At 61.9% G+C, this 20,667-nt stretch carries 19 protein-coding genes; 11 read left to right on the top strand and 8 right to left on the bottom strand.

Annotated elements, in window-relative coordinates; genetic code table 11:
* Window positions 1-25: 25 nt before the first annotated feature.
* The 5 genes from ACKJSM_RS08390 (at window position 26) to ACKJSM_RS08370 (ending at window position 5,494) form a co-directional block, all read left to right on the top strand.
* A complete protein-coding gene (locus tag ACKJSM_RS08390; protein ID WP_236177987.1) occupies window positions 26-1,465 on the top strand; it encodes a PLP-dependent aminotransferase family protein in 1,440 nt (479 codons plus the stop codon).
* Between the two features lie 74 nt (window positions 1,466-1,539).
* Complete coding sequence (locus tag ACKJSM_RS08385) at window positions 1,540-2,019, top strand: translation initiation factor 2 (protein ID WP_236178107.1); 480 nt, start codon at window positions 1,540-1,542, stop codon at window positions 2,017-2,019.
* Window positions 2,020-2,185: 166 nt separating this feature from the next.
* Window positions 2,186-2,440, top strand: coding sequence for a YkgJ family cysteine cluster protein (locus ACKJSM_RS08380; protein ID WP_236177988.1), 255 nt, complete (start codon window positions 2,186-2,188; stop codon window positions 2,438-2,440).
* 41 nt (window positions 2,441-2,481) lie between these two features.
* On the top strand, window positions 2,482-3,087 hold the full coding sequence (locus tag ACKJSM_RS08375) for an START domain-containing protein (protein ID WP_236177989.1): 606 nt from the start codon (window positions 2,482-2,484) through the stop codon (window positions 3,085-3,087).
* 313 nt (window positions 3,088-3,400) lie between these two features.
* Window positions 3,401-5,494, top strand: coding sequence for an LTA synthase family protein (locus tag ACKJSM_RS08370; RefSeq protein ID WP_410237206.1), 2,094 nt, complete (start codon window positions 3,401-3,403; stop codon window positions 5,492-5,494).
* A gap of 61 nt (window positions 5,495-5,555) precedes the next feature.
* Here ACKJSM_RS08370 and ACKJSM_RS08365 read toward each other — a convergent pair whose 3' ends face one another.
* Window positions 5,556-5,708 carry a DUF3309 family protein gene (locus ACKJSM_RS08365; RefSeq protein WP_003226960.1) on the bottom strand — a complete coding sequence of 51 codons (153 nt, stop codon included), beginning with the start codon at window positions 5,706-5,708 and terminating at the stop codon, window positions 5,556-5,558.
* Window positions 5,709-5,970: 262 nt separating this feature from the next.
* Here ACKJSM_RS08365 and ACKJSM_RS08360 point away from each other — a divergent pair, with 262 nt between their 5' ends.
* From ACKJSM_RS08360 to csrA, 3 genes are all read left to right on the top strand, one after another.
* A complete protein-coding gene (locus tag ACKJSM_RS08360) occupies window positions 5,971-6,786 on the top strand; it encodes an SDR family oxidoreductase (RefSeq protein ID WP_236177991.1) in 816 nt (271 codons plus the stop codon).
* 64 nt (window positions 6,787-6,850) lie between these two features.
* Complete coding sequence (locus tag ACKJSM_RS08355) at window positions 6,851-7,183, top strand: YnfA family protein (protein WP_230732721.1); 333 nt, start codon at window positions 6,851-6,853, stop codon at window positions 7,181-7,183.
* Between the two features lie 138 nt (window positions 7,184-7,321).
* A complete protein-coding gene (csrA, locus tag ACKJSM_RS08350) occupies window positions 7,322-7,507 on the top strand; it encodes a carbon storage regulator CsrA (protein ID WP_039770603.1) in 186 nt (61 codons plus the stop codon).
* A gap of 6 nt (window positions 7,508-7,513) precedes the next feature.
* Here csrA and ACKJSM_RS08345 read toward each other — a convergent pair whose 3' ends face one another.
* From ACKJSM_RS08345 to mnmC, 5 genes are all read right to left on the bottom strand, one after another.
* Window positions 7,514-7,741, bottom strand: a complete 228-nt coding sequence (locus ACKJSM_RS08345; RefSeq protein ID WP_003192759.1) for a YheU family protein — start codon at window positions 7,739-7,741, stop codon at window positions 7,514-7,516.
* A gap of 59 nt (window positions 7,742-7,800) precedes the next feature.
* Window positions 7,801-8,991 (bottom strand): osmoprotectant NAGGN system M42 family peptidase, encoded by a 1,191-nt coding sequence (locus ACKJSM_RS08340; protein WP_236177992.1) that lies wholly within the window; start codon window positions 8,989-8,991, stop codon window positions 7,801-7,803.
* A 61-nt stretch (window positions 8,992-9,052) separates the two neighbouring features.
* The gene (gene ngg / locus ACKJSM_RS08335; protein ID WP_410237205.1) at window positions 9,053-10,798 is read right to left on the bottom strand and encodes an N-acetylglutaminylglutamine synthetase; all 1,746 of its coding nucleotides are present in this window, start codon (window positions 10,796-10,798) and stop codon (window positions 9,053-9,055) included.
* Window positions 10,799-10,801: 3 nt separating this feature from the next.
* Complete coding sequence (locus ACKJSM_RS08330; RefSeq protein ID WP_410237204.1) at window positions 10,802-12,574, bottom strand: N-acetylglutaminylglutamine amidotransferase; 1,773 nt, start codon at window positions 12,572-12,574, stop codon at window positions 10,802-10,804.
* A 245-nt stretch (window positions 12,575-12,819) separates the two neighbouring features.
* Window positions 12,820-14,799 carry a bifunctional tRNA (5-methylaminomethyl-2-thiouridine)(34)-methyltransferase MnmD/FAD-dependent 5-carboxymethylaminomethyl-2-thiouridine(34) oxidoreductase MnmC gene (mnmC, locus tag ACKJSM_RS08325; RefSeq protein WP_410237203.1) on the bottom strand — a complete coding sequence of 660 codons (1,980 nt, stop codon included), beginning with the start codon at window positions 14,797-14,799 and terminating at the stop codon, window positions 12,820-12,822.
* A gap of 172 nt (window positions 14,800-14,971) precedes the next feature.
* Between mnmC and pap the strand changes: the two genes are divergently transcribed.
* Both pap and ACKJSM_RS08315 read left to right on the top strand, forming a co-directional pair.
* Window positions 14,972-16,486 (top strand): polyphosphate:AMP phosphotransferase, encoded by a 1,515-nt coding sequence (gene pap / locus ACKJSM_RS08320; RefSeq protein ID WP_410237202.1) that lies wholly within the window; start codon window positions 14,972-14,974, stop codon window positions 16,484-16,486.
* 102 nt (window positions 16,487-16,588) lie between these two features.
* Window positions 16,589-17,773 carry a thiolase family protein gene (locus ACKJSM_RS08315; protein ID WP_064598470.1) on the top strand — a complete coding sequence of 395 codons (1,185 nt, stop codon included), beginning with the start codon at window positions 16,589-16,591 and terminating at the stop codon, window positions 17,771-17,773.
* Here ACKJSM_RS08315 and ACKJSM_RS08310 read toward each other — a convergent pair.
* Window positions 17,770-17,970: a DUF6316 family protein gene (locus ACKJSM_RS08310; protein WP_236177998.1), complete on the bottom strand. Its 201-nt coding sequence runs from the start codon at window positions 17,968-17,970 to the stop codon at window positions 17,770-17,772. The genes ACKJSM_RS08315 and ACKJSM_RS08310 overlap by 4 nt on opposite strands.
* A gap of 214 nt (window positions 17,971-18,184) precedes the next feature.
* Here ACKJSM_RS08310 and ACKJSM_RS08305 point away from each other — a divergent pair, with 214 nt between their 5' ends.
* On the top strand, window positions 18,185-19,144 hold the full coding sequence (locus ACKJSM_RS08305; protein WP_339487324.1) for a DMT family transporter: 960 nt from the start codon (window positions 18,185-18,187) through the stop codon (window positions 19,142-19,144).
* 37 nt (window positions 19,145-19,181) lie between these two features.
* Here ACKJSM_RS08305 and ACKJSM_RS08300 read toward each other — a convergent pair whose 3' ends face one another.
* Window positions 19,182-20,576 carry a class II fumarate hydratase gene (locus ACKJSM_RS08300; protein ID WP_410237201.1) on the bottom strand — a complete coding sequence of 465 codons (1,395 nt, stop codon included), beginning with the start codon at window positions 20,574-20,576 and terminating at the stop codon, window positions 19,182-19,184.
* Between the last annotated feature and the right edge of the window lie 91 nt (window positions 20,577-20,667).

The raw sequence follows: 20,667 nt of genomic DNA, 5'->3' as shown, positions 1-20,667 counted from the left end.
CGCCCGTGAAATCGAGTGCTGCGTCATGACCAATCTCTTGCTCTACCAACGTATTGCTCAACAACTGGCCGAAGATATCCGCCGCGGCGTCTATCAACCGGGCGAGCGCGTGCCTTCGGTGCGCAAGATGAGTTCGCAGCTCAACGTCAGTCATGCGACGGTGTTGCAGGCTTACGCCAACCTTGAGGATCAGGGCCTGATCCGTGCGCGGCCGCAATCCGGCTACTACGTGCACCAGACCCCGGCACTGACGGCGCCCACGCCGGACATCGCCCGGGTCGAACGGCCAGGCCTGGTCACCCGCAGCAGCATCATTCAGCAAGTATTGGTCGAATCCCGTCGTGAAGGCGTGTTCCCGCTGGGGGCGGCGGTGCCGAGTGTCGATTATCTGCCGGTGCGTGCCCTGCATCAGCAACTGGCCAAGGTCACCCGCTTTCACAGCCCTCGGGCGTTCAGCTACATGTTCAGCCCCGGTTTCGAACCGCTGCGCCGGCAGGTGGCGATTCGCATGCGTGATGCAGGCGTGGTGGTCGACCCTTCGGAAGTGGTGATCACCCACGGTTGCGTCGACGCCTTGCAGATGTCGTTGCGGGTGCTGACCCGGCCTGGCGATCTGATCGCCGCCGAGTCGCCGACCTATTACGGACTGCTGCAACTGGCCGATCTACTGGGGCTGAAAGTCATCGAGATCCCCAGCGACCCCGCCACCGGCATGAGCCTCGAAGCTCTGCAACTGGCGGCCAACCAATGGTCGATCAAGGCCCTGGTGCTGACCACTCGCCTGAGCAATCCACTGGGCGGCACCATGCCCGAAGAGCGCCAGAAACAGCTGTTGCGGCTGGCCTCGGACTTCGACATCCAGATCGTCGAAGACGACATCTATGGCGAGTTGATGTTCGAGCAGGGCCGCACCAAGTCGCTCAAGGCTTACGACCGGCTCGACCGGGTGATTTATTGCTCGAGTTTTTCCAAGACGTTATCGCCCGGTGTACGCATCGGCTGGATGATCGCCGGCAAGTACCAGCAGGAAATCCAGCGTCTGCAGACCTTCAGCACCCATTCGGCGTGCAGCGTCACGCAAATGGCCATCGCGGCGTATCTGGAAAACGGCGGCTATGACCGGCATTTACGGTACATCCGTCAGGAATACCGAAAAAACCTCAGTGCTTTCCAGCTGGCGGTTCAGCAGTACTTTCCCGAAGGCACGCAGATGACCCGGCCCACCGGCGGATTCATTCTGTGGGTCAGTCTGCCGGGACGGGTCAACACCCAGGAGCTGCATGTGCGGGCGCTGCAACAGGGCATCAGCATTGCGCCGGGCCTGATCTTCAGCAACACCGAACAGTTCAATCACTGCATCCGGTTGAACTGCGGCACTCCGTGGAATCGTGAGGCGGAACGCGCACTGATGACCTTGGGCATGTTGGCGACCCAGCTCTGCCAGGAGATGGCCGGCGGATTTTGAAACAATGGCGGAGCTTGTCAGGTGGCGCCCAACAGGCGAGCATATGGTCCTCTGCCGTTAGCTTCGTTGGGTTCATGAAAGCGACATTTTCTGCTGCCTGGGTTGTGCTCTGCCTGTTGATGATGGGTCATGTGCCTGGCGTTTTGGCGGCTGCGGTTCAGGAAAAGGCGCCGGCCAGTGCCACCGCGAAAAAACCGGTCACGGCCAGGAAAAACGTTCCCGCGAAGCAATCACCGCAGAAAAAGGCTGTTCCCACCACGAGGCGCGCCCCGGTCGCCTCCAAGTCCAAGTCGGCGAAAGAAGTGGCCAAGATGCCGCTGCCGCCGGCGAAGCTCGATTTGAGTCTGCCAAAAGACATGGTGCAGGAATTGAAACCTCCCGGCTCCGTGACAATGCCCAAGCGTGAGCCGATCCTGCCGCAAATGTTCGGCGACAAAAACAGCGGGTTCCAGCTCAACGGCCGTCTGCTCAGCAACGAAATGCAGTTGCAACTGCGCAATGAGGAGCGCCGGGAAGTCGAAGGTGCGGCGCTGGATTTCGAGTTCAAGCAGTAAATCGCTTCCGTCGGTGACCCGCAGACCAGACGCTTTGTCGGAGACTGGTCAGTCACTTTCGTTTCTGCGTAAAAACCCCGGTTCAGGCAATTTAAAACAGCCGTTTAAGCGGTTACCCTGTTCCGCGTCCCTTTAATACATTACCCGCTGCGAGGAACGCGTCGTCATGAAATGCCGTGAAGGCTGTGGCGCCTGCTGTATTGCCCCTTCCATCAGTTCGCCGATTCCAGGCATGCCCGATGGCAAACCTGCCGGTGAACGCTGCGTTCAGTTGTCGGTCGATAACCTGTGCAACATTTTCGGCCGACCGGAGCGTCCGGCGGTGTGCTCAGGATTCAAGGCCGATCCGGAAGTCTGCGGCAGCAGCCAGGCAGACGCGATCAGGCTGCTCGGCTGGTGGGAGCAGATGACGGCCGCGTGATGTGTCAAACGAACGGAACTTCAACAATAAGGAACAAGACTATGGGTTCGCTGCATCGTATCGCTGTGTTGTGTGGTTTGACTGCCGTGCTGGCCACGTCGGCCGCCCAGGCTGAAGACTGGAAAGTCGCCAGGAACGAGGACGGCATCAAGGTCTCCCTGAGCGAAGTGCCGGGTTCGGACTACAAGTCTTATCAGGGCGTGACCGTGATGAAGACTACCATCGCCAAATTGCGCGCCTTGCAGGAAGACGTTTCCGGTGCCTGCGCCTGGATTCACGAGTGCAAGACCCAGAAACTGCTCAAGCACGAAGGCGACCAGAGCTGGACCTACACCCAGTTCAACACACCATGGCCGGTGACTCCGCGCGATTCGATCCTGCATGTCACCACCGTTGAAGGCGCCGATGGCAGCCTGACCCGTAATCTGGAAGGTGTGCCGAAGTACCTGCCTGAAGAAAAGGGCTTTGTGCGGGTCGCTCAGGTCAAAGGTTTCTGGAAGTTCGTGCCGAAAGGCGATCAGGTTGAAGTGACCTATCAGGTTCACACCGAGCCGGGTGGCAGCGTGCCGTCGATGATCGCCAACAAGTTTGTGGTCGACGCACCGTTCAACACCCTGAAAGCCTTGAAGGAACGCGCCGAGCAGTAAACATCGCGTTCATTTGCAAACGCCCCGAAGAATTCGGGGCGTTTTGTTTTGCAGGTTTATTGTGTTTCCGGATATGCGTTGAACGAAATTTTCACAAAGTCTCCAAGACAATTCGCCCGCGCTGTTTGCACCTGTCCCGCTGCGCTGTGCCTTTAATGAAAGCCTGCGGCAGCGGGTACGAATCAATGGCAATGCCGCCGGTGATCGTGCAACATTTGCGCTCCGCGCAAGCCCCGGGGCCTGGAATGGCCAACAGAGGGCAGGGCGCAGCTGAATTTTTGCAACTTCAACTTCCAATGGGTCCTAAAACGACATGGCAAACCCGGACGCCCTGAGTCAGCAGCGATCTTCCAGTCGCCTGCTGCAACCGACCGTCAAATCGCATCTGGCCTACACGCTCCTGTGCGCGCTGGTCATGATGGTGATGTTTTCCGTGCTGCGCCTCGCGCTGCTGGTCTACAACCGCGAGATGATCCTCGACACCCCGGCCTCGACCTTCCTCGAAGCCTTCGCCAACGGCCTGCGCTTCGATGTGCGTCTGGTGGTGTATGTCTGCACTCCGCTGGTGCTGGCGCTGTTCAGTGCCCGGGCCATGGCGGCGCGCGGGTTCTTCCGTCTGTGGCTGACCGTCGCTTCGAGCGTCGCGCTGTTCCTCGGCCTGATGGAGATGGACTTCTATCGCGAGTTCCACCAGCGCCTCAACGGCCTGGTGTTCCAGTATGTGAAGGAAGACCCGAAAACCGTGATGAGCATGCTCTGGTACGGTTTCCCGGTGGTGCGTTACCTGCTGGCGTGGGCCGTGGGCACGCTGATCCTGACTCTGGCGTTCAAGGGCGCCGACCGTCTGACCCGTCCGCGTGGCCCGTTCAGCGGTGGCAATGTCGGCACCCGTCAAGTGGCGCCATGGTATGCGCGTCTGACGGTGTTCGTGGTGTGCCTGCTGGTCTGTGTGGTGGCCGCTCGCGGCACCCTGCGCCAAGGCCCGCCGCTGCGTTGGGGTGACGTGTACACCACCGAATCGAACTTCGCCAACCAGCTCGGCCTCAACGGCACGCTGTCGCTGATCGCGGCGGCCAAGGATCGCATGGGCGAGGATCGCGACAACATCTGGAAAGCCACGCTGCCGCAGGATCAGGCGCAGAAAGTGGTGCGCGAGATGCTGGTGATGCCGGACGACAAACTGGTCGATGCCGATATTGCCGCCGTGCGTCGTGAATACACACCACCTGCCGACAAGACCCTGCCGATCAAGAACGTCGTCGTGATCCTGATGGAAAGCATGGCCGGTCACTCGGTCGGTGCTCTGGGCGCGCCGGGCAACATCACGCCGTACCTCGACAAGCTGTCGAAGGAAGGCCTGCTGTTCGACCGCTTCTTCTCCAACGGCACCCATACCCACCAGGGCATGTTCGCCACCATGGCCTGCTTCCCGAACCTGCCGGGTTTCGAATACCTGATGCAGACCCCGGAAGGCAGCCACAAACTGTCCGGTCTGCCGCAGTTGCTCAGCGCCCGCAACTATGACGACGTGTACGTCTATAACGGTGACTTCGCCTGGGACAACCAGTCCGGGTTCTTCAGCAACCAGGGCATGACCAACTTCGTTGGCCGCAACGATTTCGTCAACCCGGTGTTCTCCGATCCGACCTGGGGCGTGTCCGACCAGGACATGTTCGACCGTGGCCTGGTGGAGCTCAAGGCGCGGGAAAACGGCAAGCCGTTCTACGCGCTGCTGCAGACCCTGTCCAACCATACGCCTTACGCCTTGCCGACGCCGTTGCCGGTCGAGCGCGTCACGGATCGTGGCCCGCTCAACGAGCACCTGACCGCCATGCGTTATTCGGACTGGGCGTTGGGCCAGTTCTTCGAGAAGGCCCGCAAGGAGCCGTACTTCAAGGAAACCCTGTTCGTCATCGTCGGCGACCACGGTTTCGGCAACGAACGTCAGATCACTGAAATGGACCTGGGCCGCTTCAACGTGCCGATGCTGATGATCGCACCGGGCATCCAGGAAAAATTCGGTACCCGTGACCACACCGTGGGCACGCAAATCGACATCGTGCCAACCATCATGGGTCGCCTCGGTGGCGAAGTGCGCCATCAGTGCTGGGGCCGCGATCTGCTGAACCTGCCGCAGGGTGACACCGGTTTCGGTGTGATCAAGCCGTCGGGCAGCGAGCAGACCACTGCCATCGTCACCGCCGACCAGATCCTGGTGCTGCCGAAAGAGAAGGAAATGGCACCGAAGATCTATCAGTACGAACTGGGCGCCAACCCGCACGCCGAAGTGGTACCGGATGCACCGCGCACAGCCGAGCTGAAACTCAAGCTCGAAGCGTTCCTGCAAACGGCGACCAAGAGCCTGATCGACAATACCGCCGGTGTGGTTAACGGCAAGCCGGACTGATCAGTCGGCACAATAAAAAAGAGGCCTTTTGAAAGGCCTCTTTTTTTTGTCGGTCAAACCGTCATATCCGACCCAGTAACAACAACACCAACAGGACTACCAGCACGACACCGATAATGCCCGACGGGCCATAACCCCAACTTCTGGAGTGCGGGAAGACCGGCAGACCACCGATCAGCAACAGGATCAGGATAATGATAAGAATTGTGCCCATGTCGAATTCCTTGTTGATAGTGTCTGAGATGTCTTGGTGTTCAAGGGCAACTGGAAGTTGAATTAAATCCAGCCGGCTTACAAATTCCGACTGGTGCGCAAGAAAGAAAATTCAATGTTTTTTTAAGGTATTTGGCTCGCGTGCTTATTTCGTTTGTTGTCGCGGTTTGCCCTCGCCATTCAGCAATCTGATGGAGCGTGGGTCGCTGGGGATCCTTCGCTACACTCCGCGCATCTTCCCCGGAACAACAAGGCTGTCTGCTATGCAAAATCGCATGATGATCACTGGCGCGGGCTCTGGCCTGGGTCGCGAAATCGCGCTGCGCTGGGCGCGTGAAGGCTGGCAACTGGCCTTGTCCGACGTCAGCGAGCCCGGTTTGCAAGAGACCCTGAAACTCGTTCGCGAGGCCGGCGGCGACGGCTTCATCCAGCGCTGCGACGTGCGCGATTACAGCCAGCTAACGGCGTTCGCCCAGGCCTGCGAAGTGAAACTTGGCGGCATCGACATCATCGTCAACAACGCCGGTGTGGCGTCGGGCGGGTTCTTCAGCGAGTTGTCGCTGGAGGACTGGGACTGGCAGATCGCGATCAACCTGATGGGCGTGGTCAAGGGTTGCAAGGCGTTTCTGCCGCTGCTGGAACAGAGCAAGGGCAAGATCATCAACATCGCCTCGATGGCCGCGCTGATGCAGGGCCCCGCGATGAGCAACTACAACGTAGCCAAGGCCGGGGTGGTGGCACTGTCGGAAAGCCTGTTGATCGAACTGGCCCAGCAGGAAGTCGGGGTGCATGTGGTCTGCCCGTCGTTCTTCCAGACCAATCTGCTGGATTCTTTCCGTGGGCCTACGCCGGCGATGAAAGCCCAGGTCGGCAAGTTGCTGGAAAGTTCGCCGATCACTGCCAGCGATATTGCCGACTACATCTACAGGCAGGTCGCGGCCGGCGAGTTCATGATCCTGCCCCACGAACAAGGACGCATGGCCTGGGCGCTCAAACAGAAGAATCCGCAGCTGCTGTACAACGAAATGACCGCGATGGCCGAAAAGATGCGCGCCAAGGCCAGACAGAACAACGGCTGAACTTGCCCGGGGTTCGCCGCATCGTTAGGGTGGCCGCAACAGTCACCCTGACGAGATGCCTTGCATGCTCAACTACCTGTGGTTTTTCCTGGCCGCGTTGTTCGAAATCGCCGGCTGTTTCGCGTTCTGGATGTGGTTGCGCCAGGGCAAGAGCGCGTTGTGGGTGATCCCGGCGCTGATCAGCCTGACCCTGTTTGCGCTGCTGTTGACGCGCATCGAAGCGACCTACGCCGGTCGCGCCTACGCCGCTTACGGTGGCATCTACATCATTGCTTCGATTGGCTGGCTGGCAGTGGTCGAGCGCATCCGTCCGCTGGGTTCGGACTGGATCGGTGTGGCGCTGTGCGTGATCGGGGCAAGCGTGATTCTGTTCGGGCCACGGTTTTCCGCGAGCTGAATCTCGCAGGCGTGAAGGAAATGTCTGAAGGCTGGCGCGACTTGGCGCGTAGGGAATGACTGAATTGCCCGGCATGCATTGTAGGGCGGTCGAAAGCCGCGCATCTTCAAGGCTCGCAAACCTTGAAGGACACCTCCCATGCTTGTACTCAGCCGTGTTGTCGGGGAACTGATTTCCATCGGCGACAACATCACTCTGCGCGTTCTGGCGGTCAACGGATCCAGCGTGCGGTTCGGCGTCGAAGCGCCGGAGCAGATCGGCGTGCATCGCGCCGAGGTCTACGAACGGATCCAGCGCAAACAGGCCAGCGGCAAGGGCCGCTGACCGTTTTCAGTCGAACAGGTGCTTGGGTACGTCGTGCTTGAGCATCAACTGGCATTGCTCGCTTTCCGGATCGAAGACAATCAGCGCCTGACCCTTGGTCAATGCCTGGCGAACCCGCAGCACGCGGGTTTCCAGCGGGGTGTCGTCACCGTTGTCGGTACCGTCGCGGGTGACGAAATCCTCGATCAGGCGGGTGAGCGTGTCGACTTCGAGCGCATCGTAGGGAATCAGCATGGGCACCTCGGCTAAATCAATGTCGGGATGCTACGGCGAATGACCGCCGAGGGCCAGACTCAACTGTCCGAGCGTTGCCCCACCAGGCTGTCCACCGACGGTACACGGGTGTCGCTCTCCATCTGCGTCTCGTGTTCGATCTGATGACTGAAGCGGTCCAGTGACCCGGTGGCCGGTTGTGCGTCACTGGCGAACACCGGCGGACTCAGAATGTACGCCCCCAGCAAGCGACTGAGTGCGGCCAGGCTGTCGATGTGCGTGCGCTCGTAACCGTGGGTGGCGTCGCAGCCGAAGGCGAGCAGGGCGGTGCGGATGTCGTGACCGGCGGTGACCGCCGAGTGGGCATCGCTGAAGTAATAGCGAAACAGGTCGCGGCGCACCGGCAGTTCGTGCTCACCCGCCAGACGCAACAGGTGCCGCGACAGGTGATAGTCGTACGGCCCGCCGGAATCCTGCATCGCCACGCTCACGGCATGTTCGCTGGAGTGCTGGCCGGGTGCGACCGGAGCGATGTCGATGCCGACGAATTCGCTGACATCCCACGGCAGGGCCGCCGCCGCGCCGCTGCCGGTTTCTTCGGTGATGGTGAACAGCGGATGGCAGTCGATCATCAGCTCCTGACCGCTGTCGACGATGGCTTTCAGCGCTGCCAGCAACGCGGCGACGCCGGCCTTGTCGTCCAGATGCCGGGCGCTGATGTGGCCGCTTTCGGTGAACTCCGGCAGCGGGTCGAAGGCCACCACATCGCCGACGCTGATGCCCAGCGAATCGCAGTCGGCGCGGGTTGCGCAGTAGGCGTCCAGACGCAGTTCGACGTGATCCCAGCTGATCGGCATCTCGTCCACGGCGGTGTTGAAGGCATGCCCGGACGCCATCAACGGCAACACGCTGCCGCGAATCACGCCATTGTCGGTGAACAGGCTGACGCGGCTGCCCTCGGCGAATCGGCTCGACCAGCAGCCGACCGGGGCGAGGGTCAGTCGGCCGTTGTCTTTCACCGCGCGCACAGCGGCGCCGATCGTGTCCAGATGCGCCGACACTGCGCGATCGGGGCTGTTTTTCTTGCCCTTGAGGGTGGCGCGGATCGTGCCGCGACGGGTCATTTCGAAGGGGATGCCGAGTTCTTCCAGACGCTCGGCGACGTAACGCACGATGGTGTCGGTGAACCCGGTGGGGCTTGGAATGGCGAGCATTTCCAGCAGGACTTTCTGCAGGTAATTCAGATCCGGTTGGGGAATTTGGGTGGTCATGGAAACTCCTGTTGCGGGGCGTCATTCGCGCGTTCAACGCGGGAATGACGCCGAAGAGAGATCAAACGGCCGGCTGACTGTGCGGAAACAGCAGATCGACGAACCGCTCGGCCGTCGGTTGCGGCTCATGATTGGCCAGACCCGCTCGCTCGTTGGCTTCGATGAACACGTATGCGGGTTGATCCGCCGCCGGCACCATCAGGTCGAGGCCGACCATCGGGATCTCCAGCGCCCTGGCCGCACGCACGGCGGCCTCGGCCAAGGTCGGATGCAGAATCGCCGTGACGTCTTCCAGCGTGCCGCCGGTGTGCAGGTTGGCCGTGCGCCGCACGAACAGATGCTCACCGGCCGGCAGTATGCTGCTGTAGTCGTAACCGGCCGCGTGCAGGGTGCGTTGGGTTTCGTTATCCAGCGGAATCTTGCTTTCCCCGCTGGTGGCCGCTTGCCGGCGCCGGCTCTGGGCTTCGATCAGTGCGCCAATAGAATGATGGCCGTCGCCGACCACCTCCGCCGGTCGACGGATCGCCGCCGCCACTACCTCGAAACCGATCACCAGAATCCGCAGGTCGAAGCCTTGGTGGAAGCTTTCGAGCAGCACGCGAGTGTCGAATTGCCTGGCCGCTTCGATGGCCTGCTGCACCTCCTCGATGCTCTGCAGGTCTACCGCTACGCCCTGACCCTGTTCGCCATCCAGCGGTTTGACCACCACTCTGTGGTGTTCATCGAGGAACGCCAGATTGTCGTCCGCATTCCCTGCCAACTGCTGCGACGGCACATTCAACCCGGCGGCTTTCAACACTTTGTGGGTCAGGCTTTTGTCCTGGCACAGGTTCATGCTGATGGCGCTGGTCAGGTCGCTCAGGGATTCGCGGCAACGGACCCGGCGCCCGCCGTGACTGAGGGTGAACAGCCCGGCATCGGCGTCATCCACTTGCACGTCGATGCCGCGTCGATGGGCCTCCTCGACGATGATCCGCGCATAAGGGTTGAACTGCGCCTCCGGCCCGGGCCCGAGAAACAATGGCTGGTTGATGCCGTTCTTGCGCTTGATGGCGAACGTCGGCAGGTTGCGAAAACCGAGTTTGGCGTAGAGGTTTTTTGCCTGCCGATTGTCATGCAGCACCGACAGATCGAGGTAGCTCAGGCCGCGACTCATGAAGTGTTCAATCAGATGCCGTACCAGCACTTCGCCGACACCGGGACGCGAACACTGCGGATCGACCGCCAGGCACCACAAACTGCTGCCGTTTTCCGGGTCGTTGTAGGCCTTCTGGTGATTGAGGCCCATGACGCTGCCGATCACCGCGCCGCTGTCGTCGTCTTCCGCCAGCCAGTACACCGGACCGCCCTGATGGTGCGGGGTGAGCAGGGTGGCGTCGATCGGCAACATGCCGCGCGCCTGATACAGCTGATTGATCGCCTGCCAGTCTGCGTCACTTTGCGCACGACGAATGCGAAAGCCACGAAACACGCGGGTGGCCTGACGGTAATCGCTGAACCACAGGCGCAGGGTGTCGGACGGGTCGAGAAACAGTTGGGTCGGTTCCAGGCCGAGAATCTGCTGCGGCGCGGCGACGTACAAGGCGATGTCGCGCTCGCCCGGTTGTTCATTGAGCAACTCCCGGGCGAGACTCGCCGGATCGGGAAACGTGTGGCCGATCAGCAACCGGCCCCAACCGCAATGCACCGCAATCGGCTTGGCGGCAGGCTCGCTGCCGTCTTCGGCCAGACGCGCCTGCAAGCGCTCATAGGACGGCGTCTGACCGCGCAGCAGGCGTTGGCTGTAAGCCGTGGCGTGAGGTTTCATCGATCAGATTCCTTGTTCGCTGAGCCACAGGTTCAGGGCTGCCAGTTGCCACAGTTTGGAACCGCGCAGAGGCGTCAGTTGACCTTGTGGATCAGTGAGTAGCTTGTCGAGCATCGCCGGGTTGAACAGGCCGCGATCCTGACTCGGATCGAGCAGCAGTTCGCGGACCCAGCTCAGCGTATCGCCCTGCAGATGCTTGAGGCCCGGCACCGGGAAGTAACCTTTCTTGCGGTCGATCACTTCGCTTGGGATGACCTGTCGCGCGGCTTCTTTCAACACCTGCTTGCCGCCGTCCGGCAGTTTGAACCGGCCCGGAATGCGGGCCGACAATTCCACCAGTCGATAGTCGAGAAACGGTGTGCGCGCCTCCAGGCCCCAGGCCATGGTCATGTTGTCGACGCGTTTGACCGGGTCGTCCACCAGCATCACCGTGCTGTCCAGACGCAGGGCCTTGTCGACCGCGGCATCGGCGCCGGGCTGTGCGAAATGTTCCTTCACGAAGTCGCCGGCAGCGTCATTGGCAGTCAGCCATTTCGGCTGCACCGTGGCGGCGTAATCGTCGTAGCTGCGGTCGAAAAACGCTTGGCGATAGGCCGCATACGGATCGGCCGCGCCATCGACTTGCGGATACCAGTGATAACCGGCGAACAACTCGTCGGCACCCTGGCCGCTCTGCACCACTTTGCAGTGCTTGGCCACTTCGCGGGACAACAGATAGAAAGCGATGCAGTCGTGGCTGACCATCGGTTCGCTCATGGCGCGGAAGGCGGCGGGCAGTTGCTCGATGATCTCTTTTTCATCAATGCGCAGTTGATGGTGCTGAGTGCCGTAGTGCCTGGCGATCAGGTCGGAATACTGGAATTCGTCGCCGCGCTCGCCGCCGGCATCCTGGAAGCCGATGGAAAAGGTCGACAGGTTCTCCACGCCGACTTCGCGCAGCAGGCCCACCAGCATGCTCGAATCGACACCGCCGGACAGCAGCACGCCGACATCCACCGCCGCCCGTTGACGGATCGCCACGGCTTCGCGAGTGCTGTCGAGCACGCGGTCGCGCCAGTCTTCCAGGGTCAGGTTTTTCTCGTCGTCGTGAGGGCCGTAGGGCAGCGTCCACCAGGTTTTCTGCTCGGTGGTGCCGTCCGCTTCAATGCGCATCCAGCTCGCTGGCGGCAGTTTTTCGATGCCCGCCAGCAGGGTGCGCGGCGCGGGCACCACGGCGTGGAAGTTCAGGTAATGGTTGAGCGCCACCGGATCGAGGATCGGGTTGATGTCACCGCCCTTGAGCAGCGCCGGCAAGGCCGAGGCAAAACGCAAACGCTGGCCGGTGCGCGACAGGTACAGCGGCTTGACGCCGAGACGGTCACGGGCGATGAACAGGCGCTGGGCATCACGCTCCCAGATGGCAAAGGCAAACATGCCGTTGAGTTTCGGCAGCAGCGCTTCGCCCCAGGCGTGATAACCCTTGAGCAGCACTTCGGTGTCGCCGCCGGAATAAAACGCGTAACCCAGCGCTTCAAGTTCGGCGCGCAGTTCCGGGAAGTTGTAAATCGCCCCGTTGAAGGCCAGGGACAGACCCAGTTGGCTGTCGATCATCGGCTGCGCCGAACCGTCCGACAGGTCCATGATTTTCAGGCGTCGATGACCCAGGGCTATCGGCCCCTGGGCATGGAAGCCCCACGCGTCGGGGCCGCGAGGCGCCAGGTGATGGGTGATTCGCTCGATGGCTGCAAGGTCTGCAGGTTGTTGATCAAAACGTAACTCGCCAGCTAATCCGCACATAAAGTCCTTACCGGTTTTTCCGTTGGGGAGGGTGTCGCTGCACCGTGCCGAAATGGCCGGTACCCAGAAACTGACCCGGCTGGGATGTGGGAGTTTTAGAACGATCAGTTATAAGTGGATTGGCTGGATAGATGGTCCCTCAACGTCCGGCAAAGCGCTTGCCCCACCACTCGACCAAGCATCGGCTGAAAACTGATCGAGAGAGGAGCCAGCGTGTTGCCTGACGCAGGGTGGCTGACCGATCGTCATTTGCCCCGAATCAGACGGCGCAGGGCAAAGCGATTTGGATGACAGGCTTGCGCCACGCTGCCGGGCAGCGGCAAGGGTTCGTTGTCCAGCCAGGCGGCCAGCAGTTCACCCGATAGGGGGGCGGTGATCAATCCGCGTGAGCCATGGCCGCTGTTGACGTACAAACCCTCCAGCCACGGGCAGGCGACATCCGGGACCTGCCGGGCGTCCTTGCCCAGTGCCGCGTAGGCCTGGTCGAAGGCTTCGCGATCGGCGAGCGGGCCGACGATCGGCAGGTAATCGGGGCTGGTGCAACGGAAGGCTGCCCGGCCCTGAAGGCTGTCGGCGTCGAGTTCGCTGATGTGCAGGCGCGTGACCAGATCCGTGGAGATCTCTTCGAGCATCGCCAGATTGCCCAGGTGTTCGGCGGTGCTCGGGGTCAGGTCGTGGTTGTTGAAATCGAAACTGGCACCGAGCGTGTGTTCGCCCAGGCGTGCCGGTGCGACATAGCCTTCGGCGCACACCACGGTGGCCAGCGCCTGGCTAGGCGCGGTCTGCGCCAGGCGAGTGATCTGCCCGCGAATGCGCTTGAGAGGCAGGTCGGCGCTCTGGGGGAAACGCTTGATGTCGGCGGCGCCGGCCAGCACCACGACGGGGGCTGTTGCGAGCCGTTTTTCACCGTCGAAGGCTTGCCACTGGCCGTCGAACTTGCGCAGTTCCACGGCTTCCCGATGGAACAGCAGCGTGATGCCCGGCCTTGCGGCTTGCGCCTGACACAACGCCGGCGGATGCACCCAGCCGCCCTCGGGATAATACAAACCGCCGTGGGCCAGACCGATCCCGGCGCGGGCCTGCGCTTGGGGCTGATCGAGCCATTGCAGCAGGTCTTCGGGAAACGCGGCCGCCAGTTGCGCCTGACGCTCGCGTTCCTTTTCATTGAACGCCAGTTGCAGCACGCCGCAGCCGTCCCAGTCGGTACCGCGTTGCAGGTTTTCCAGCAGGCGCCGGGTGTAGCCGAAACCGCTGACGATCAACTGCGACAGTGCCGTGCCATGGGCGGACAGTTTCAGATACAGCACGCCTTGGGGGTTGCCTGAGGCTTCCTGCGCCACCGCGTCATGTCGTTCCAGCAGGCTGACCTGCCAACCCCTTGCCGCGAGGCTGGCCGCCGTGGCGCAACCCGCCAGGCCGGCACCGATCACCAGGGCATGACGTTCTCCCGCGACCGGAGCAGGGCGGGCGAACCAGGGTTTTTCCGCTGCGGGAGGCGCAACGCCCTCGGGCCAGCCGAGAAACTCACCGCGCAGGATTTCCCATTTGTGGCCGATGCCCGGCGTGCGTTTCATCTTGAAGCCGGCGGCGTTGAGCAGGCGGCGCACCCAACCGGTGCTGGTAAAGGTGCTGATGGTCGAGCCGGGTGCCGCCAGCCGCGCCAGTTCGGCGAACAGTTCGGCGGTCCACATCTCGGGGTTTTTCGCTGGCGCAAAACCGTCGAGAAACCACGCGTCGATCTGCCCGTCCAGTTGCGGCAACTGCTCCAGCGCGTCACCGATCAACAGCGTCAGGGTCACCCGACCGTTATCCAGCACAATGCGCTGAAAGCCTTGATGGATGGCGACGTAGTGCTTGAGAAGCTGATTGGAGAACGGCTGCAGGTCGGGCCACAACGCCAGCGCCCGTTGCAGATCGACGGGGCTCAACGGAAATTTTTCGACACTGACAAAGTGCAGCCGCGCACCGGCCACCGCGTGTTGTTCGAACAACTGCCAGGCGCAGAGAAAATTCAGCCCGGTGCCGAAGCCGGTTTCACCGATCACCAGGCGCCCATTCGCCGGCAGTGCGGCAAAACGCTCGGCCAGACGGTTCTGTTCGAGGAACACGTAGCGGGTTTCATCCAGCCCCGACTGGTCGGAAAAATACACATCGTCGAACACTCGCGAACGCGGGCGTCCCTGGTCATCCCAGTCGAGTTGGGCGTGGGGCATTACAGGTTTCATGGCAGGCTCGGCAGCGGCAAGGCGGCCATTCTAGCCGATCACGCAGGCGGCGCTTGATCCATGGCAAGCCTTGCCGCCGATCACTCAAGGACAATCCGCCACCCGCGGGAATTTCTGTGCTGCGCCTGTGCCCAATCCGCTAGTCTTGCTGAATCCTGGAAGGAGCCGTCCCATGTTCGAATCCGCTGAAATCGGTCACGCCGTCGACAAAGACACCTACGAAGCCGCCGTGCCCGCCCTGCGTGAAGCCTTGCTTGAAGCCCAGTTCGAGTTGCAGCAGCAAAAGCGTTTTCCGGTGATCATTTTGATCAACGGCATCGAAGGCGCCGGCAAGGGCGAGACGGTGAAGCTGCTCAACGAATGGATGGACCCGCGCCTGATCGAAGTGCGCACCTTCGATCAGCAGACCGACGAAGAGCTGGCGCGACCACCGGCCTGGCGTTACTGGCGGATGCTGCCGGCCAAGGGGCGGATGGGGATTTTCTTCGGCAACTGGTACAGCCAGATGCTGCAGGGCCGGGTGCACGGTCTGTTCAAGGACCCGCGACTGGATCAGGCGATTGCCGGCGCCGAGCGCATGGAAAAGATGTTCTGCGATGAAGGTGCGCTGATCTTCAAGTTCTGGTTCCACCTGTCCAAGAAACAGATGAAGGCGCGACTCAAGGCCCTGGCCGATGACCCGCTGCACAGCTGGCGCATCAGCCCGCTGGACTGGCAGCAGTCGCAGACCTACGACAAGTTCGTCAAATACGGCGAGCGCGTGTTGCGCCGCACCAGTCGTGATTACGCGTCGTGGCATGTCATCGAGGGGGGCGACCCGTACTACCGCAGCCTGACGGTCGGCAAGATTCTGCTCGAAGGTCTGCAAAACGCCTTGAAGCGTCCCGATGTGCATCCCCATGAAGTCAACGCTGCCCCGCTGGGGACTTCCGTCGACCAGTTGAACCTGCTCGACAGCCTCGACCTGACCCAGCGTCTGGAGAAGAAAGACTACGAAGAACAATTGATTACCGAGCAGGCGCGGCTGTCCGGCCTGATGCGTGACAAACGCATGCGCCGGCATGCGCTGGTGGCAGTGTTCGAAGGTAACGATGCGGCGGGCAAGGGCGGTTCGATTCGCCGGGTGGCGGCGGCGCTCGATCCACGTCAGTACAACATCGTGCCGATTGCCGCGCCGACCGAAGAGGAGCGGGCGCAGCCGTATCTGTGGCGGTTCTGGCGGCATATTCCGGCGCGGGGGAAATTCACCGTGTTCGACCGCTCATGGTACGGCCGGGTGCTGGTGGAGCGGGTCGAGGGTTTTTGCAGCACCGCCGACTGGATGCGTGCCTATGGCGAGATCAATGACTTCGAGGAGCAACTGGCCGACGCCGGGGTGATCGTGGTCAAGTTCTGGCTGGCGATCGACAAGGACACGCAGATGGAGCGCTTCCAGGCGCGCGAAGAAATCCCGTTCAAGCGCTTCAAGATCACCGAAGACGACTGGCGCAACCGCGACAAGTGGGACACCTATCGCGCCGCTGTGGGCGACATGGTCGACCGCACCAGCACCGAAATCGCCCCGTGGACCCTGGTCGAGGCCAACGACAAGCGCTGGGCCCGGGTCAAGGTGTTGCGCACGATCAACCGGGCGCTGGAAGAAGCGTTCGAGAAGTCCGACAAGCGAGCCAGGAAACACAAGGACTGAACCGATGGGCCCGCATACGCGAGGTGAATGATTGTCGCGGTCGGCGATTGGGTGGACTTATGCTCGGTCCACTCCCAACCGACTGCAACAATGAGGTATGCCATGCGTGAAGTGGTGATCGTCGACAGCGTACGGACCGGCCTGGCCAAGTCCTTTCGCGGCAAGTTCAACCAGACCCGTCCCGATGACATGGCGGCCCATTGCGTCAATGCGTTGCTCTCGCGCAACGACATCGACCCGGCCAGCGTCGAGGATTGCATCGTGGGCGCCGGTTCCAATGAAGGCGCCCAGGGCTACAACATCGGCCGTAACGTGGCGGTGCTCTCGCAATTGGGCACCGGCACCGCCGGCATGACCCTCAACCGTTTCTGTTCTTCGGGGTTGCAGGCGATCGCGATTGCCGCCAACCAGATCGCGTCGGGTTGCAGCGACATCATCGTCGCCGGTGGCGTCGAGTCGATCAGCCTGACGCTGAAGAGCGTCAATACCGATCACCTGATCAACCCGCTGCTCAAGCAACAGACGCCGGGCATCTACTACACCATGGGCCAGACCGCCGAAGTGGTGGCGCGCCGTTATGGCGTCAGCCGCGAGGCGCAGGATCGCTACTCGCTGCAGAGTCAGATCCGCACCGCTCAAGCGCAGGCAGCCGGCCTGTTCAACGATGAAATCGTGCCGATGACGGTGAAGTACCGGGTTGAAGACAAGAACAGCGGCGAAGTGCAGATCCTTGACGGCATCGTTGATCGCGACGATTGCAACCGTCCGGACACCACCTATGAAAGCCTTGCCGGCTTGAAACCGGTGTTCGCCGAGGACGGTTCGGTGACCGCCGGCAACTCCTCGCAGTTGTCCGATGGCGCTTCGATGACCTTGGTGATGAGCCTGGAAAAAGCCCTGCAACTGGGGCTCAAACCGAAAGCGTTTTTCCGTGGGTTCACCGTGGCCGGTTGCGAGCCTGACGAAATGGGCATCGGCCCGGTGTTCTCGGTGCCGAAACTGCTCAAGGCCAAAGGCCTGCAGGTGGCGGATATCGATCTGTGGGAATTGAACGAAGCGTTCGCCTCGCAATGCCTGTACGCCCGTGACCGGCTGGAAATCGACAACGAGAAGTACAACGTCAACGGCGGCTCGATTTCCATTGGTCACCCGTTCGGCATGACCGGGTCACGGCAGGTCGGGCATCTGGTGCGCGAGTTGCAGCGGCGCAATCTGCGCTACGGGATCGTGACCATGTGCGTGGGCGGCGGGATGGGCGCGACGGGCCTGTTTGAGGCGGTGCGCTAGGCCGGTCTGCCGGAATCCATCAATTGCATCCGCGCGATGTACGCGCGGATTTCCTCCTCGGCTTTCTCGAGGCTGTCGAACGGGCCTTCGAGGGTGTTCTCCCGGGTGCTGAAATACAGTTCCCCGTTGACCCGGCATACGCGGTCGCTGCGAAAGTGCGTGGCGGGGGCGGTGTCCTGGGCGCGCATGCCTAACATGACGGGGCTCCTTGGTGAATGATGTCCCGGGCCGGATCCAATCAGCTTATGCCTGAACCACTTGGCTTGCCCGGGCAGCCGATCAACGGCCCATCGTCAATTTTTCGCTGCGACCTGCAACGTTTCATTTACGGCTGGAGCGCAACTGATCCTGTGTCACACAGGGTCTGTGCGCCTAGAATGAACGCTCCTGTTTCTGGCGCTTGGGGTGCTCATGCACGTTTCATCGGGTCGTTGGGTGTACGGCATGTTCCTGGCGCTGTTGACGGCATTTCTGTGGGGAATCCTGCCGATCAAGCTCAAGCAGGTGCTGGTGGTGATGGACCCGGTCACGGTGACCTGGTTTCGCCTGCTGGTGTCCGGCGGCTGCCTGTTCATCTATCTGGCGGCCACCAAGCGTTTGCCGAGTCGCAAGGTGCTTGGGCCGAAGGGTGGCTGGCTGGTGCTGATGGCGGTGCTCGGGCTGGTGGGCAACTATGTGCTGTACCTGATGGGCCTGAACCTGCTCAGCCCCGGCACCGCGCAACTGGTGGTGCAGATGGGGCCGATCATGTTGCTGATCGCCAGTCTGTTCGTGTTCAAGGAGCGCTTCAGTATCGGTCAGGGCATTGGCCTGGCGGTGCTGCTGATCGGTTTTGCGTTGTTCTTCAATCAGCGTCTGGCGGAATTGCTCACGTCGTTGTCTGACTACACCGCCGGCGTGTTGCTGGTGCTGCTGGCGTCGACCGTCTGGACCTTCTATGCGCTGGGGCAGAAGCAATTGCTGACGGTGTGGAATTCGCTGCAGGTGATGATGGTGATCTACCTGTTCTGCGCCTTGTTGCTGACGCCTTGGGTGCATCCGCTTGAAGCGCTGTCACTGAGCCCGTTGCAGGGCTGGCTGCTGCTGGCGTGCTGCATGAACACCCTGATCGCCTACGGCGCGTTTGCCGAAGCGCTGGCGCACTGGGAGGCTTCGCGGGTCAGCGCGACACTCGCGATCACACCGTTGGTGACGTTCGGTGCGGTTGCAGTGGCGGCGAGGGTGTGGCCTGAGTATGTGCATGCCGAGCAAATCAATCTGCTGGGGTATGGCGGGGCGGTGCTGGTGGTGCTGGGGTCGGCGCTGGTGGCGCTGGGGCCTTCGCTGATTGCCGGGCTCAAGGCGCGGCGGGCGAAACTGTTGGTCGGATGACCCTTCCCGCGCCGGGCACGGGAAGGATCGGCATGACTCAGCCCTTGGCACCGGCCTCGATCATGTTTTCCGGCCGCACCCAGGCATCGAACTCCTCATCGGTCAGATAGCCCAGCTCCAGCGCCGCTTCACGCAAGGTTTTGCCTTCGCTGTAAGCCTTCTTGGCGATTTCCGCCGATTTGTCGTAGCCGATGTGCGGGTTCAGCGCCGTCACCAGCATCAGTCCGCGCTCCAGATGTTTCGCCATGACTTCGGCGTCCGGCTCAAGCCCGGCGATGCAGTGCTGCTGGAAGTTGCTGCAGCCATCGGCCAGCAGGCGGATCGATTGCAGCAGGTTGTGGATGATCACCGGTTTGAACACGTTCAGTTGCAGGTGACCCTGACTGGCGGCGAAACCGATCGCCACGTCGTTGCCCAGCACCTGGCAGGCGAGCATCGACAGCGCCTCGCACTGGGTCGGGTTGACCTTGCCGGGCATGATCGAGCTGCCCGGCTCGTTGGCTGGCAGGCGCACTTCGGCAAACCCTGCACGGGGGCCGGAGCCCAGCAGACGCAGGTCATTGGCAATTTTCATCAGCGCCACGGCGAGGGTTTTCAGGGCGCCGGACAGGGTGGTCAGCGGCTCGTGGCCGGCGAGGGCGGCAAACTTGTTCGGCGCGGTGACGAACGGCAAGCCGGACAGCGCCGCCAGCTCGGCAGCAATCGCTTCGCCGAAACCGTGGGGCGAGTTGAGCCCGGTGCCGACGGCCGTGCCGCCCTGCGCCAGTTCGCAGACCGCCGGTAACGCCGCGCGAATCGCCCGTTCGGCGTAATCCAGCTGCGCTATGAAACCGGAGATCTCCTGACCGAAGGTGATCGGCGTGGCGTCCATCATGTGGGTGCGACCGGTCTTCACCAGTTTCATGTGCCGCGCCGACAGTTCGGCCAGGCCGCCCGACAGCTCGGCGATGGCCGGCAGCAGTTGGGTCTGCACCGCTTGTGCGGTGGCGATGCTCATGGCGGTGGGGAAGCAGTCGTTGGAGCTCTGCGAGCGATTGACGTGATCGTTGGGATGCACCGGCGTCTTGCCGCCGCGCGGGTTGCCGGCCAGTTCGTTGGCACGGCCGGCAATCACTTCGTTGGCGTTCATGTTGCTTTGCGTGCCGCTGCCGGTCTGCCAGACCACCAGCGGGAACTGGTCGTCGTGCTGGCCGTCGAGCACTTCGTCGGCGGCCTGTTCGATCAGGCGGGCGATATCGGCAGGCAGGTCGCCGTTGCGGTCGTTGACCCGGGCCGAGGCTTTCTTGATCAGGGCCAGGGCGTGCAGTACCGGCAATGGCATGCGTTCCTGGCCGATGGCGAAGTTGATCAGCGAGCGTTGCGTCTGAGCGCCCCAGTAAGCGTCGTCCGGGACCTCGATCTGGCCCAGGCTGTCGGTTTCGATACGGCTCATCGTGCACACTCCTGTTGGTCTGTTTGCGCAGTTTAGGCCCGGTTCGCTCCGGGTGGTTCCATCCGGTCGATTGTTGACCCGCCGGCCCCCG

The sequence above is a fragment of the Pseudomonas sp. PHC1 genome, assembly GCF_046487845.1.
GTDB lineage: Bacteria > Pseudomonadota > Gammaproteobacteria > Pseudomonadales > Pseudomonadaceae > Aquipseudomonas > Aquipseudomonas sputi.
This window is presented reverse-complemented; position numbering and strand designations above follow the sequence as displayed.

What these genes read in the sequence shown, in the direction of transcription:
- ACKJSM_RS08390 (WP_236177987.1), top strand. Translation starts at nt 26, where the DNA reads ATGACCAATCTCTTGCTCTACCAACGTATTGCTCAACAACTGGCCGAA.
- ACKJSM_RS08385 (WP_236178107.1), top strand. Translation starts at nt 1,540, where the DNA reads ATGAAAGCGACATTTTCTGCTGCCTGGGTTGTGCTCTGCCTGTTGATG.
- ACKJSM_RS08380 (WP_236177988.1), top strand. Translation starts at nt 2,186, where the DNA reads ATGAAATGCCGTGAAGGCTGTGGCGCCTGCTGTATTGCCCCTTCCATC.
- ACKJSM_RS08375 (WP_236177989.1), top strand. Translation starts at nt 2,482, where the DNA reads ATGGGTTCGCTGCATCGTATCGCTGTGTTGTGTGGTTTGACTGCCGTG.
- ACKJSM_RS08370 (WP_410237206.1), top strand. Translation starts at nt 3,401, where the DNA reads ATGGCAAACCCGGACGCCCTGAGTCAGCAGCGATCTTCCAGTCGCCTG.
- ACKJSM_RS08365 (WP_003226960.1), bottom strand. Translation starts at nt 5,708, where the DNA reads ATGGGCACAATTCTTATCATTATCCTGATCCTGTTGCTGATCGGTGGT.
- ACKJSM_RS08360 (WP_236177991.1), top strand. Translation starts at nt 5,971, where the DNA reads ATGCAAAATCGCATGATGATCACTGGCGCGGGCTCTGGCCTGGGTCGC.
- ACKJSM_RS08355 (WP_230732721.1), top strand. Translation starts at nt 6,851, where the DNA reads ATGCTCAACTACCTGTGGTTTTTCCTGGCCGCGTTGTTCGAAATCGCC.
- csrA (WP_039770603.1), top strand. Translation starts at nt 7,322, where the DNA reads ATGCTTGTACTCAGCCGTGTTGTCGGGGAACTGATTTCCATCGGCGAC.
- ACKJSM_RS08345 (WP_003192759.1), bottom strand. Translation starts at nt 7,741, where the DNA reads ATGCTGATTCCCTACGATGCGCTCGAAGTCGACACGCTCACCCGCCTG.
- ACKJSM_RS08340 (WP_236177992.1), bottom strand. Translation starts at nt 8,991, where the DNA reads ATGACCACCCAAATTCCCCAACCGGATCTGAATTACCTGCAGAAAGTC.
- ngg (WP_410237205.1), bottom strand. Translation starts at nt 10,798, where the DNA reads ATGAAACCTCACGCCACGGCTTACAGCCAACGCCTGCTGCGCGGTCAG.
- ACKJSM_RS08330 (WP_410237204.1), bottom strand. Translation starts at nt 12,574, where the DNA reads ATGTGCGGATTAGCTGGCGAGTTACGTTTTGATCAACAACCTGCAGAC.
- mnmC (WP_410237203.1), bottom strand. Translation starts at nt 14,799, where the DNA reads ATGAAACCTGTAATGCCCCACGCCCAACTCGACTGGGATGACCAGGGA.
- pap (WP_410237202.1), top strand. Translation starts at nt 14,972, where the DNA reads ATGTTCGAATCCGCTGAAATCGGTCACGCCGTCGACAAAGACACCTAC.
- ACKJSM_RS08315 (WP_064598470.1), top strand. Translation starts at nt 16,589, where the DNA reads ATGCGTGAAGTGGTGATCGTCGACAGCGTACGGACCGGCCTGGCCAAG.
- ACKJSM_RS08310 (WP_236177998.1), bottom strand. Translation starts at nt 17,970, where the DNA reads ATGTTAGGCATGCGCGCCCAGGACACCGCCCCCGCCACGCACTTTCGC.
- ACKJSM_RS08305 (WP_339487324.1), top strand. Translation starts at nt 18,185, where the DNA reads ATGCACGTTTCATCGGGTCGTTGGGTGTACGGCATGTTCCTGGCGCTG.
- ACKJSM_RS08300 (WP_410237201.1), bottom strand. Translation starts at nt 20,576, where the DNA reads ATGAGCCGTATCGAAACCGACAGCCTGGGCCAGATCGAGGTCCCGGAC.